We start from the raw sequence: 12020 nt of genomic DNA on the forward strand, positions 1-12020 counted from the left end.
TCCCACAGTGCTTTGTGTTGCCAGAAATTTTGTGTACACCCGAAAGACCTACGGACTGCCGATGAACCTCTCGCGCCTCGCCCTGCCCCTCCTGCTGCTGCCCTCCGCCAATTCCCTTGCCGACAATTTCGAACGCGATCAGGCCCTGAAACTGCCGGACATGCTGATCAGCGCCAACCGCCAGGTCGAAGCACGCAACGACAGCAGCGCCGCCAACACCGTGTTCACCCGCGAAGACATCGAACGCCTGCAACCGCGCAGCGTCACCGATCTGCTGCAACGGGTGCCGGGTGTGCAAGTGGCGCAAACCGGCGGACGCGGGAGTCTTCCGGGGATCTACATTCGCGGCACGCAATCGGCGCAGAGCCTGGTGTTGGTCGACGGTCAGCGCATCGGCAACTCGACGTCCGGCGACAGCAATCTGCAACACCTCAACATCGAGCAGATCGAGCGCGTGGAAGTGCTGCGCGGTTCGCGTTCGGTGATTTATGGCAGCGATGCGATTGGCGGGGTGATCCAGATCTTCACCCGGCGCGGTGGCGATCAGGGCTTGCAGCCTCGGATGCATGTCGGATTCGGCAGCAATCAGACCTGGGAACGCAGCGTCGGCCTATCCGGCGGTGACGAGAAAACCCGTTTCAACCTCGGCGCCAGCCTCGATGAAACCGCCGGCCTCGACCGCACCCACGAGTCGTATCCCAGCGACAGCGATCATGACGCCTACCGCAACAAATCCATCAGTCTGAGCCTCAGCCATGCGCTGAGCGATGACATCGAAGTCGGCGCCAATCTGCTGGATAACCGTGGCAAAAGCGAGTTCGACAACCCGTTCGGGCGCTTTGACCCGGTGACCTTCGACTCCCTCCAGCAGCAACCGTACAGCGATTTCACCGTCAGCAGTTTCAGCAGTTACATCGACGCGCGGATCAACGAGCGCTGGAAGTCGCGCCTGGAACTCGGCCACAGCGAAAATCGCGAGAAGTCCTTCGACAAGCTCAGCGACGAACGCTCGGTGTTCAACACCTACCGGGATTCGGTGACCTGGCAGAACGACCTGACGCTGGATGCGCGCAATAGCCTGATCCTTGGCGGCGACTGGTACGAGGACCGGATCAACAGCAGCACCGCGTTCGACGAAGACAGCCGCTGGAACCGCGCTGCGTTTATCCAGCATCGTTATCAGGCCGACAGCTTCTCCACCGAACTGGGCCTGCGTCGCGATGACAACCAGCAATTTGGCGGCCAGAACAGTTGGAGCGGCACGCTGACGTTGCCGGTCAACCCGGACAACGATCTGCTGCTCAGCTACAGCGAAGGCTTCCGCGCGCCGACCTTCAACGATCTGTATTACCCGGATTTCAGCAACCCCGACCTGAAACCGGAAACCTCGAAAAGCTACGAGCTGCAATGGCGCAGCCAGTTGAGCGACAGCACTCGCCTCGAAGCCTCGCTGTACCGGACCGATCTGGAAGACGCGATCATCTTCGGCAGCAACTCACGCCCGGAAAACGTCGCCTCGGCGCGGATCAACGGCTTCGAAGCAGCGCTGAAGCAGGAGCTGTTCGGCTGGCAGAGCAACCTCGGCGTAGCGATCATCGATCCCCGCGACCGCGACACCGGCCACACCCTGGCACGTCGTGCACGTCGCACCTTGAGCTGGGATCTGGACCGACAGTTCGATCGCCTTGGCCTCGGCGCCAGTTGGCAGGCCGTCAGCAGCAGTTACGACGATCTGAACAATCAGCAACCATTGGGTGGTTATGCACTGCTCGGACTGCGCAGCAGCTGGGCGCTGAACCGTGAGATCAAGCTGGATTTCAAGGTCGATAACCTGCTGGACAAGGGTTACAGCCGAGCGCTGTACAGCCACGACGGCAGTCAGTATGGCTATCGCGAAGAAGGTCGGACGTTCATGTTCGGGGTGACCTGGACGCCGCAGCTCTGATCCAGAACTTCCGCTGATCTGACGGACCTCATCGCGAGCAAGCTCGCTCCCACAGGTTCAGCGTGATCCCTGTGGGAGCGAGCTTGCTCGCGAAATAGACGCCGAGGTCTCAGCGGTCGGGCGCAATCAGCTGGCAGAGCTTGGCAGTCGCCTCGATCATCTGCCCGCTCGGGCGCTCCAGGCCTTTATCGGTGACCAGCAGCAATTGCCCGTGCTTGACCGCTGCCACCTGCGGCCACGCGCTCCACGCATCCAGTTGCGGCTGATCGCCGGCCAGAATCACTTCGGGATCACGCTGTAAAACCGCTTCGATGCTCACCTGCGGCGCCGGCAGCCTCAGGTCGGCAAACACATTGCGCGCGCCGCACACCTCAAGCGCATCGCTGATGATCTGCCCGCCACCGACGGTGTACAGCGGCTTGTCCCAGACCTGATAGAACACCCGCAGCGGCGTTTCCCGCCGGTAACGCTGGCGTAGCTTATCTAGGTTTTGTCGCAACTCGCTGGCCCGTTCGATTCCACGCTCAGGACGACCAAGCTGTGCCGCGATGGCTTCAATCTGCGCGGTCAGCTGTTCGAGGCTGTGGGGCTCGGCAACGAAAGTCAGGATGTTCAAGCGCTTGAGCTGGTCGCGCTGGGCCGGGCCGACACTGCCGGGCCATAACAGCAACAAATCGGGTTTGAGGCTCAGCAGCCGTTCCATGTCGAGCTGGCCGTAGCGGCCCACCGAAGGCACATCCTTGATCGCGGATGGCCGCTCACCGGCATCCAGCACACCGACCAGCAAATCCGCCGAATCCAGCTCGACAACGATTTCAGACAAAGATGGCGCGAGGCTGACCACCCGCAGGGCGGCCAGCGTTTCACCGCTGACGGCCAGCAGCAGAACCGCCAGCCAGAAACGACGCATCAAGCGAGTTGACGCGGGATACGGTAGAGGTAGAACAGCACCGCCGTGGACAGTGCCAGCAACATCAGCGGCACCGCTTCAAGGCCGACGAACACCGCCAGCGCGCCAATCCATGCCGGCAGCGCCGCGACCACGAATGCACTGCGAAGGCAGGCCGCCAGGGCGATCCAGGCAGCAGGTTCTTCAGGGGTATCGAGGGCTTTTTGCGTGGCGATCAACGCATGTTTGTAGCGCCCGAAAAACTTCAGGCTGACAAACATCGAGGCCACGCCAGCGATAAACAAAGGCATCGCCAGCACCGGCAGAATCGCCTCGCCCTGGCCGAACACACCGTTGATCACGAACAGCGGCACCAGCGCCAGCGCCAGGTATTTCCACCAGGCGATCGACAGACGGCGCCGCACTTGCCCGCGGGTCACGCCCGGTCTACCTCGCCCTGATGCTCGTTGCCCATCATGTGGTCGAGCTTGCTGGCCTTGGTTGCCAGATAGAGTTTGTTGTGCGGGTTGTGGCCGGTGTGCAGCGGCACGCGCTCGGCGACGACGATGCCCATGTCGGTCAAGGCTTTGACCTTGCGCGGGTTGTTGGTCATCAGGCGCAGGGATTTGACGCCCAGATGTTCGAGCATCGGCAGGCACATGGCGTAGTCACGCTGGTCGGCGGCAAAGCCCAGACGCTCGTTGGCTTCAACGGTATCGGCACCGCCATCCTGCAATTCGTAGGCACGGATCTTGTTCAAAAGACCGATGCCGCGCCCTTCCTGACGCAGGTACAGCAACACGCCACGGCCTTCGCGAGCGATGGCCTTGAGGGCGCCTTCGAGTTGCGAACCGCAGTCGCAACGCTGGCTGAACAAGGCATCGCCGGTCAGGCATTCGGAGTGCATACGGCCGAGTACCGGGGCACCGTCGGCAATCTCACCCAGGCTCAGCACGACGTGCTCGCGGCCGGTGGCTTCATCGAGAAAACCGTGCATGGTGAATTGCGCAAAAGGCGTTGGCAGCTTGGAAGCGGCGACAAAAACGACAGGCACCGGTGTGCTCCTGATCTGAAAAGTCCGAGATTCGCTGGGCGGCATTGTAACAGCAGGTTCCCGCAGGCGCTTAGGCTGAATTATCGAGGATAACTATCAAAAAGTTTGATAACAGGCCCGCCCTTATCGCGCTCATTCGAAGGGATACGGCTGTTTCCAGCGCTCGAAGATCGGCTTCAACTCGCCGCTTTTCACCAGTTGTTCCATGCGCTGGTCGTAGATCGACATCAGTGCGCGGGCTTGCGGGGTGTCGGCGAATCCGAGGTACAGCGGCAATTCAGCCAGATGCGAGTAACGGTACTGCGACGGATCGGCGGCGTTTCTCACCACCGCTTCGATTTCCGTCAGCGCATCGATGTAGTAATCCGCCCGCCCCTGTTTGAGCATCGACAGGATGCCGGTGCGGCGCTCGATCTGGTTGAAGCGTTTGACGTTCGGCAAATAGGTTTCGTAGCGATAGCCGCGCACCCAGGCCAGTCGGTATTTGCCCAGCGTCGCCTGGGTCGGCGATGGATTGCTGGCAAGACCCAGCGCGTAGATGTGGTCGGAATCGAAATTCCATTTCGGGTACAGCACCTGCTCGGCTTCACCGCGGTAGGAGCCGACCAGTGCGTCGGCTTCCTTCAACTGCACCAGCCCCACCGAGCGGGTGTAGGGCACGGTGCGAATATCCAGGGTGACGCCGGCCGGCTCGAAGACTTTGCGCAACACGTCCCAGCCCAGGCCATGGCCGTCGGCGGCGGTGTAGTCTTCCCACTCTTCGCTGGCCAGGTGAATGACCGACGGCGGCGCGTCCTGTGCCTGGGCCATGGCGCCAAGCAAGGTCAAAAACACTATCGCCAACCAGCGTCGAGTCATCCCTGTGTCCCTCATCCACGCCTGGAAATCAGGCGAAAATCCACACCAGTCCCTGCATCGCCAGCCAGGCGAATACGCCGGCCAGCACGTCGTCGAGCATGATGCCGACGCCGCCGTGAACATGCCGGTCGATCCAGCGGATCGGCCACGGCTTGAGAATGTCGAAGAAGCGGAACACCAAAAACCCGGCGAGCAACCAGTACCAGCCTTCCGGCACCAGCCACAGGGTGATCCACATCCCGACCATTTCGTCCCAGACGATGCCTTCGTGGTCGTGTACCCGCAGATCGTCGGCCACTTTGCCGCACAGCCAGAAGCCGAACAGCATGGTGATCCCGAGCATCAGCCAGTAACCCCAGTCGGGCAGCATCTGCCACAACGGAATAAAGGGTAGCGCAACTAACGAGCCCCAGGTGCCCGGGGCCTTGGGCAAGGTGCCCGAGCCGAAGCCGAACGCGAGGAAATGCCAGGGATTGCGCCAGACCGACGGCGGAACGAATTCGGCCGGAACCTGTTTCGGGTGATCTGTCACGGTGACTCCTGAAAATGTTGGTAACCCCGGATTTGCGGGGTGATATCATGCCCGTCGCGATCCAGCAGCACCACGCCCTGCCCCGGCGTCACGCGGCCGATCACATGGACCGGCCAGCCATCGGCGAGCAACGCCGGCAACTCGACGGACGGCAGGGTGAAGGCCAGCACGTAATCATCGCCACCGCTCAACGCCGCACGTTCGGCGCCGCGTTGACCGAGAAACGCCACCAGCGCATCCGACAACGGAACACGCTCGCGTTCGACTTCAAGACGAACCTTCGAAGCCAGTGCAATGTGACCACAGTCGGCGAGCAAGCCATCGGAGATGTCCAGCGCCGAGGTGGCCTTGCCACGCAGGGCCTGACCGAGGGCAAGTTGCGGTTGTGGCGACCAATAATGATCGAGCAGCGGCTGGGCGATATGGGGTTCGGCGTCACGCTGACCCAGCACCAGCGGCAAAGCGCCGGCGGCATTGCCCAGTTCGCCGCCGACACACAGCAGATCGCCCGGCTGCGCGCCGCTGCGGGTCAGCGCTTTGCCGGCCGGGACGCGGCCGAACACGGTGACGGTCAGGCTCAACGGCCCGCGCGTGGTATCGCCGCCGACCAGTGCCACGCCGCAGCCCTGCGCCATTCGGTTCAAACCGCGGGCATAGGCTTGCAGCCAATCGGCGGTCACCGTCGGCAAGGTCAAGGCAAGGGTAAAGGCAACGGGCGTGGCGCCCATGGCAGCGAGGTCGCTGACCGCCACGGCCAGCGAGCGCTGACCGAGCAGAAACGGATCGCAGGGATCGGCGAAATGCACGCCGGCCACCAGCGTATCGGTGGAAACCGCCAGCTGTTCCCCGGAAGGAACCGCCAGCAAGGCGCAGTCGTCGCCGATCCCCAGTGCAACGCCTTCGCCGCCCTGCGCACAAGGCGCGGCGGCGAAGAAATTGCGGATCAGCTCAAACTCGCCCATGGCCGAGAAAAAGTATTCAAGCGCGGATCAGCGCTTGAACGCCTTCACTTCAGCTTCACGCAGGCGCGGAGCCAGCTTGTCGAGCACGCCGTTGACGAACTTGTGGCCGTCGGTCGAACCGAACACCTTGGCCAGTTCGATACCTTCGTTGATCACAACGCGGTACGGCACATCGACGCGCTTGAGCAGTTCCCAGGTGGACAGGCGCAGAACCGCCAGTTCAACCGGGTCCAGCTCTTCGATCGCCAGGTCCAGGCAAGGCGTGAGCGCGTTGTCGATTTCGGTCTTGAACTGCGGAACCCCGTGCAGGATTTCGCGGAAGTAAGCACCGTCGACATCGGTGAAATCGTTATCGACCCGGAACTGCGCTTCGATCTCGTTCAACGACTGCCGAGCCATGTGCCATTGATACAGGGCCTGGGTCGCGAGCTGACGGGCTTCGCGGCGCTTGGCGCTTTTCGATGGTTTGCCGGCATCCGCAGGTTTCGGATCGCGCGGGTTGAAACGATCGCTTTCGTCGCTAATCACTTGGCCTCCAACTGCGCCAGCAGGCTGACCATTTCCAGAGCGGACAGGGCAGCTTCAGCACCTTTGTTGCCGGCCTTGGTGCCGGAACGTTCGATGGCTTGCTCGATGGAATCAACGGTCAGGACGCCGAAAGCGACCGGTACGCCGAACTCCATGGACACCTGGGCCAGGCCCTTGGTGCATTCGCCAGCCACGTATTCGAAGTGCGGAGTGCCGCCACGAATGACCGCGCCCAGGGCGATGATTGCTGCGAACTCGCCTTTCTGGGCGACTTTCTGCGCAACCAGCGGGATTTCGAAGGCGCCAGGTGCGCGGATGATGGTGATGTCGCTTTCGCTCACGCCGTGGCGAACCAGGGCATCAACTGCACCGCTGACCAGGCTTTCAACCACGAAGCTGTTGAAGCGGCCCACTACCAAAGCGTAGCGGCCTTTAGGGGCGATGAAGGTACCTTCGATGGTCTTCAGGGTCATTCGTCAGATCTCTTAAAGAGCCGGGACGCGTCTGTTTCGCGTCCCTCAGTGATTTATTTGCCGCGAATACGGGGCCGGAAACAACCGGTCATTATTCGGAGGGCACGTATTCTACAACTTCCAGATCGAAACCGGATATCGCATTGAACTTCATCGGCGCAGACATCAAGCGCATTTTGCGCACGCCGAGGTCACGCAGGATCTGCGAACCGGCACCGACGATGCTGTAGGTGGTCGGTTTTTTCACCGCCGCCTGATCGCCGGTTTCGCGGATGTGCGCCAGCAACACGTCGCCGTCCAGTGGATGACCGAGCAGCAACACCACACCGCTGCCGGCCTCGGCCACCGCAGCCATGGCGGCGCGCAGGCTCCAGCGACCCGGTTGCTTGACCATCAGCAGGTCGCGCAGCGGGTCCATGTTGTGTACGCGAACCAGGGTCGGTTCTTCGGCGCAAACGGTGCCCAGGGTCAGTGCCATGTGCACGTCGCCTTCCACGGAATCACGATAGGTCACCAGGTTGAATTGGCCCAGTTCGCTGTCCAGTGGCTGCTCGGCAATCCGCTGAACGGTACGTTCGTGGATCATCCGGTAGTGAATCAGGTCGGCGATGGTGCCGATCTTGATGTCGTGTTCAGCCGCGAAGGCTTCCAGTTCGGCGCGACGGGACATGGTGCCGTCGTCGTTCATCACTTCGCAGATCACGCCGCTCGGCTCGAAACCGGCCATGCGCGCCAGGTCGCAGGCGGCTTCAGTGTGACCGGCGCGGGCCAGGGTGCCACCGGCCTGGGCCATCAGCGGGAAGATGTGGCCCGGGCTGACGATGTCTTCGGCTTTCGCGTCCTTCGCAGCGGCCGCTTGCACGGTGCGTGCGCGGTCGGCGGCGGAGATGCCGGTGGTCACGCCTTCGGCGGCTTCGATCGAGACGGTGAACTTGGTGCCGAAGCCGGAGCCGTTACGCGGCGCCATCAGCGGCAGCTTCAGGGTTTCGCAGCGCTCGCGGCTCATCGGCATGCAGATCAGGCCACGGGCGTGCTTGGCCATGAAGTTAATGTGCTCGGCCTTGCAGCATTCGGCGGCCATGATCAGGTCGCCTTCGTTCTCGCGGTCTTCGTCATCCATGAGGATGACCATCTTGCCTTGGCGGATGTCTTCAACCAGTTCTTCGATGCTATTGAGCGCCACAAGGCACCCCCTTCAGTCAGGATTTGAGGTAGCCGTTGGCGGCCAGAAAGCTTTCAGTGATGCCACCGGACGTTGGCTCTGCAGCCTTGTCGCCCAACAGCAGACGCTCCAGATAACGCGCCAGCAAGTCGACTTCCAGGTTCACCCGGCGACCTGGCTTGTACGACGCCATGATGGTTTCGCTCAGGGTGTGCGGGATGATCGTCAGCAGGAATTCGGCGCCATCGACCGCGTTCACGGTCAGGCTGGTGCCGTCGACGGTGATCGAGCCTTTGTGGGCGATGTATTTGGCCAGCTCTTTCGGCGCGCGGATGCGAAATTCCACGGCGCGGGCATTGTCGCTGCGCGAGACCACTTCGCCGACACCGTCGACGTGACCGCTGACCAGATGGCCGCCGAGACGGGTGGTCGGGGTCAGGGCTTTTTCCAGGTTGACCGGGCTGCCGCTTTTCAGGTCATTCATGGCGGTGCAGTCGAGGGTTTCGCGACTGACGTCGGCGGCGAAGCCGTTGCCCGGCAGCTCAACCGCGGTCAGGCACACGCCGTTGACCGCGATGCTGTCGCCGAGTTTGACGTCGCTCAGGTCGAGCTTGCCGGTTTCGACATGCACCCGCACATCACCGCCCTTTGGGGTCAGTGCGCGGATACTGCCGATGGATTCGATGATGCCGGTAAACATGGGGTTCTCCTTGAGAACGAAGCCAGCGCTAACACGATGGCCGGGAATTATACGCTCGCCGATGGGACAGGGATTGCAGTGACTCGCCAGTCATCGCCAACCGCGCGAATTTCAGTGATTTTCAGCTCCGGCGCTTCCTTCATGTAGGTCAGCGGCCAGTCCAGCAGCGGACGCGCCGTGGAGCCGAGGAACTTGCCGGCGATGAAGATCACGAACTCGTCGACCAGACCGAGCTGGGCAAACGCGCCGGCCAGTCGCGGACCGGCCTCGACCAGCACTTCATTGACGCCACGGTTGGCCAGTTCGATCAGCAATTGATGCAGATCGACCTGACCGTCATCACCCGGCACGATCAGACACTCCGGACCGTGAGCGTACTGTTCTTCGATGGCCACGCAGGTGGCGACCAGCGCCGGACCGGCCTTGAAGAACGGTGCATCCAGCGGCACTCGCAGACGTCCGTCGATCAGCACCCGCAGCGGCGGACGGCTCAGGGCCAGTGCGGTTTGTTCGGCATCCAGCCCCAGCTCTTCGGCGCGAACGGTCAGGCGTGCGCCATCGGCCAGCACCGTGTCGGCGCCGGTCAGCACTACGCTGGCCTGGGCGCGCAGGCGCTGTACCGCAGAACGCGCAGCAGGGCCGGTGATCCATTGGCTCTCGCCGCTTTCCATCGCCGTGCGGCCGTCGAGGCTCATGGCCAACTTGACCCGCACGAACGGCAAGCCGTGTTCCATGCGTTTCAGAAAACCTTGATTGAGCTTGCGGGCTTCGGCTTCCAGCACGCCGCTTTCGGTGGCGATGCCGGCATCGCTCAAGCGCTGCAGACCGCGTCCGGCGACTTGTGGATTCGGGTCACGCATTGCCGCGACCACCCGGCCAACACCGGCATTCACCAGCGCATCGGCGCACGGCGGTGTGCGGCCGTGGTGGCTGCAAGGTTCGAGGGTCACGTAAGCCGTGGCGCCCCGGGCCCGTTCACCGGCGGCGCGCAGGGCGTGGACTTCGGCATGGGGTTCGCCGGCGCGCTCATGCCAGCCTTCGCCGACAACCTGCCCGTCGCGCACGATCACGCAGCCGACCCGTGGATTGGGGTGCGTCGTGTAATGCCCCTTGCGTGCCAGCTCCAGGGCCCGGGCCATGAAACGGGCGTCGAGAATGGCCTGCTCGGCGGCGGTGGTCATTCTTTCACCGGTTCGCGGGCGAGGCGGTCGATCTCTTCGCGGAACTCGTTGAGGTCCTGGAAGCGGCGGTACACGGAAGCGAAACGGATGTAGGCGACTTCATCGAGCTTTTGCAGCTCGGCCATCACCAGTTCGCCGACCACGAGGGACTTGACCTCGCGCTCGCCGGTGGCGCGCAGCTTGTGTTTGATATGGACCAGCGAGGATTCGAGGCGCTCGACGCTCACCGGACGTTTCTCCAGGGCGCGTTGCATGCCGGCGCGGAGTTTTTCTTCGTCGAACGGTTGGCGGCTGCCGTCGGTTTTGATCAGGCGCGGCAACACCAGTTCGGCCGTCTCGAACGTCGTGAAACGTTCGCCGCAGGCCAGGCATTCACGCCGGCGGCGCACCTGTTCGCCCTCGGCGACCAGACGCGAGTCGATGACCTTGGTGTCGTTGGCACCGCAGAAGGGACAGTGCATGGTGGCTGGCAACAAAAAAAGGGAGGGCCATGGTAGCGCATCCCGGTGGCAAGACAAGCCATAGGCTTTGCGGTATACAGACTGCCATGATCGTTTGATCCATGGATTTCATTTTGCTGGAGCCGCCAATGTCCCTACGACCGCTCGTTTTGCTCAGTGTTTTCAGCCTGCTGGTGGCCTGTGGCAGCGACGCGCCCAAGCCTCAGCCGCCCACGCCGGGCCCGGCGCCGCAACAGGCGCAGAAAAAAGCCCGGGAAGCCGCCGACCTCGGCCCGCTGCCCGCGTATCAACGGGAACTGAGCGGCACCCTGCAAGGCGTGCCGGCGGGCGCCGAAGTCGAACTGGCGCTGCTGGTGATCGACGAAAAGGATCGCCCGCAACAATTGCTCGCCAGTTCCAGCCTGATCGGCAACAACCAGATTCTGCCGTTCCATTTGCGCTTCAACCCCGACGCTTTCCCGGTGGGCGCGCGGGTTGAATTGCGCGGTCGCGCCAGCCAGTCCGGCCAGTTGATCCTGCACCTGCCGTCGCAGACCATCACTCAGCCGACCACCCAGGCGCTGGGCCAGCTGCAATTTGTCAAAGCCCCATGAATGCACCGTCAGACCTGCAACAGTCGCTGGGCGAACTGCTTGGCGACGCGCGACTGAAAGCCTGTGCGTTGCCGGACACCGATTTACAGCTGTGGCTGATCGATGGCGACAACATGGCCCGCGAATTCAGCCAGGAAGAAACCCAACGAATCCTGCATGAACCGCCGTACTGGAGCTTCTGCTGGGCCAGCGGTCTGGCGGTGGCGCGCTATCTGGCGGAGTTTCCCGAGTGGGTTCGGGGCAAGCGGGTGCTGGATTTCGGCGCCGGCTCCGGGATCGCCGGCATCGCGGCGGTGAAGGCCGGGGCGCTGGAGGTGGTGGCCTGCGACCTCGACCCGCTGGCGATTGCCGCCTGTCGGGCGAATGCCGAACTCAATGATGTGCAGATGAGCTATTCCACGGACTTCTTCGCCGAGGCGGATCGCTTCGATCTGATCCTGGTGGCCGACGTTCTCTATGACCGGGAAAACCTGCCGCTGCTCGACGCTTTCCTGAGCCGTGGCCGCGAAGCGCTGGTGGCGGATTCCCGGGTTCGGGATTTCCGTCATCCGTTGTACCGGCGCATCGAAATGCTTGAAGCCATGACCCTGCCGGATCTGGCCGAGCCCGAAGAGTTTCGCCATGTCAGCCTCTACCATGCGGCCCGCGCCTGACCGTATAGTTGCCCCATTCACGCTTTTAC

The 12020-nt window shown here is 62.6% G+C and carries 15 protein-coding genes; 3 read left to right on the forward strand and 12 right to left on the reverse strand.

The features are described from left to right. Nucleotides 1–61: 61 nt before the first annotated feature. Entirely contained in the window at nucleotides 62–1945 is a 1884-nt protein-coding gene (locus tag IHQ43_RS25785; RefSeq protein ID WP_192565065.1) for a TonB-dependent receptor domain-containing protein, read from the forward strand. Between the two features lie 109 nt (nucleotides 1946–2054). Here the strand turns inward: IHQ43_RS25785 and IHQ43_RS25790 are convergent, their stop codons facing one another. The 12 genes from IHQ43_RS25790 to nrdR form a co-directional block, all read right to left on the reverse strand. Continuing rightward, nucleotides 2055–2855: a cobalamin-binding protein gene (locus tag IHQ43_RS25790; RefSeq protein WP_192562550.1), complete on the reverse strand. Its 801-nt coding sequence runs from the start codon at nucleotides 2853–2855 to the stop codon at nucleotides 2055–2057. Continuing rightward, nucleotides 2855–3274, reverse strand: a complete 420-nt coding sequence (locus tag IHQ43_RS25795) for an MFS transporter (RefSeq protein ID WP_192562551.1) — start codon at nucleotides 3272–3274, stop codon at nucleotides 2855–2857. Before IHQ43_RS25795 ends, IHQ43_RS25790 begins: the two co-directional genes overlap by 1 nt. Then, nucleotides 3271–3888, reverse strand: a complete 618-nt coding sequence (gene ribA / locus IHQ43_RS25800; RefSeq protein ID WP_192562552.1) for a GTP cyclohydrolase II — start codon at nucleotides 3886–3888, stop codon at nucleotides 3271–3273. The genes IHQ43_RS25795 and ribA overlap by 4 nt, the downstream gene beginning before the upstream one ends. A 132-nt stretch (nucleotides 3889–4020) precedes the next feature. Then, a complete protein-coding gene (locus IHQ43_RS25805; RefSeq protein WP_192562553.1) occupies nucleotides 4021–4746 on the reverse strand; it encodes a substrate-binding periplasmic protein in 726 nt (241 codons plus the stop codon). A 28-nt stretch (nucleotides 4747–4774) separates the two neighbouring features. Then, nucleotides 4775–5278 carry a phosphatidylglycerophosphatase A family protein gene (locus IHQ43_RS25810; protein ID WP_007910933.1) on the reverse strand — a complete coding sequence of 168 codons (504 nt, stop codon included), beginning with the start codon at nucleotides 5276–5278 and terminating at the stop codon, nucleotides 4775–4777. After that, a complete protein-coding gene (thiL, locus tag IHQ43_RS25815; protein WP_192562554.1) occupies nucleotides 5275–6240 on the reverse strand; it encodes a thiamine-phosphate kinase in 966 nt (321 codons plus the stop codon). Before thiL ends, IHQ43_RS25810 begins: the two co-directional genes overlap by 4 nt. Nucleotides 6241–6267: 27 nt before the next feature. Beyond that, nucleotides 6268–6768 (reverse strand): transcription antitermination factor NusB, encoded by a 501-nt coding sequence (gene nusB / locus IHQ43_RS25820; protein WP_007955566.1) that lies wholly within the window; start codon nucleotides 6766–6768, stop codon nucleotides 6268–6270. Then, nucleotides 6765–7241: a 6,7-dimethyl-8-ribityllumazine synthase gene (gene ribH / locus IHQ43_RS25825; protein WP_003228649.1), complete on the reverse strand. Its 477-nt coding sequence runs from the start codon at nucleotides 7239–7241 to the stop codon at nucleotides 6765–6767. The genes nusB and ribH overlap by 4 nt, the downstream gene beginning before the upstream one ends. 91 nt (nucleotides 7242–7332) lie before the next feature. Beyond that, nucleotides 7333–8424, reverse strand: a complete 1092-nt coding sequence (gene ribBA, locus IHQ43_RS25830; RefSeq protein WP_007955569.1) for a bifunctional 3,4-dihydroxy-2-butanone-4-phosphate synthase/GTP cyclohydrolase II — start codon at nucleotides 8422–8424, stop codon at nucleotides 7333–7335. 16 nt (nucleotides 8425–8440) lie between these two features. Then, entirely contained in the window at nucleotides 8441–9103 is a 663-nt protein-coding gene (locus tag IHQ43_RS25835) for a riboflavin synthase (RefSeq protein ID WP_007955571.1), read from the reverse strand. Between the two features lie 47 nt (nucleotides 9104–9150). After that, entirely contained in the window at nucleotides 9151–10284 is a 1134-nt protein-coding gene (ribD, locus tag IHQ43_RS25840; protein WP_192562555.1) for a bifunctional diaminohydroxyphosphoribosylaminopyrimidine deaminase/5-amino-6-(5-phosphoribosylamino)uracil reductase RibD, read from the reverse strand. Then, nucleotides 10281–10745, reverse strand: a complete 465-nt coding sequence (gene nrdR, locus IHQ43_RS25845; protein WP_003228656.1) for a transcriptional regulator NrdR — start codon at nucleotides 10743–10745, stop codon at nucleotides 10281–10283. Before nrdR ends, ribD begins: the two co-directional genes overlap by 4 nt. A 128-nt stretch (nucleotides 10746–10873) precedes the next feature. On the opposite strand from nrdR, the gene IHQ43_RS25850 reads away from it, so the two are divergent. Both IHQ43_RS25850 and IHQ43_RS25855 read left to right on the forward strand, forming a co-directional pair. Beyond that, entirely contained in the window at nucleotides 10874–11338 is a 465-nt protein-coding gene (locus IHQ43_RS25850; RefSeq protein WP_115080007.1) for a YbaY family lipoprotein, read from the forward strand. After that, nucleotides 11335–11991 carry a class I SAM-dependent methyltransferase gene (locus IHQ43_RS25855; RefSeq protein WP_085688014.1) on the forward strand — a complete coding sequence of 219 codons (657 nt, stop codon included), beginning with the start codon at nucleotides 11335–11337 and terminating at the stop codon, nucleotides 11989–11991. Before IHQ43_RS25850 ends, IHQ43_RS25855 begins: the two co-directional genes overlap by 4 nt. Nucleotides 11992–12020: the final 29 nt, after the last annotated feature.

Origin of the sequence: Pseudomonas gozinkensis (assembly GCF_014863585.1) — a bacterium.
Taxonomy (GTDB): Bacteria; Pseudomonadota; Gammaproteobacteria; order Pseudomonadales; family Pseudomonadaceae; genus Aquipseudomonas; species Aquipseudomonas gozinkensis.

Bases quoted from the DNA above. Each gene is read 5' to 3' on its own strand.
- IHQ43_RS25785 (WP_192565065.1), top strand. From the start codon at position 62: ATGAACCTCTCGCGCCTCGCCCTGCCCCTCCTGCTGCTGCCCTCCGCC.
- IHQ43_RS25790 (WP_192562550.1), bottom strand. From the start codon at position 2,855: ATGCGTCGTTTCTGGCTGGCGGTTCTGCTGCTGGCCGTCAGCGGTGAA.
- IHQ43_RS25805 (WP_192562553.1), bottom strand. From the start codon at position 4,746: ATGACTCGACGCTGGTTGGCGATAGTGTTTTTGACCTTGCTTGGCGCC.
- thiL (WP_192562554.1), bottom strand. From the start codon at position 6,240: ATGGGCGAGTTTGAGCTGATCCGCAATTTCTTCGCCGCCGCGCCTTGT.
- ribH (WP_003228649.1), bottom strand. From the start codon at position 7,241: ATGACCCTGAAGACCATCGAAGGTACCTTCATCGCCCCTAAAGGCCGC.
- IHQ43_RS25835 (WP_007955571.1), bottom strand. From the start codon at position 9,103: ATGTTTACCGGCATCATCGAATCCATCGGCAGTATCCGCGCACTGACC.
- ribD (WP_192562555.1), bottom strand. From the start codon at position 10,284: ATGACCACCGCCGCCGAGCAGGCCATTCTCGACGCCCGTTTCATGGCC.
- nrdR (WP_003228656.1), bottom strand. From the start codon at position 10,745: ATGCACTGTCCCTTCTGCGGTGCCAACGACACCAAGGTCATCGACTCG.
- IHQ43_RS25850 (WP_115080007.1), top strand. From the start codon at position 10,874: ATGTCCCTACGACCGCTCGTTTTGCTCAGTGTTTTCAGCCTGCTGGTG.
- IHQ43_RS25855 (WP_085688014.1), top strand. From the start codon at position 11,335: ATGAATGCACCGTCAGACCTGCAACAGTCGCTGGGCGAACTGCTTGGC.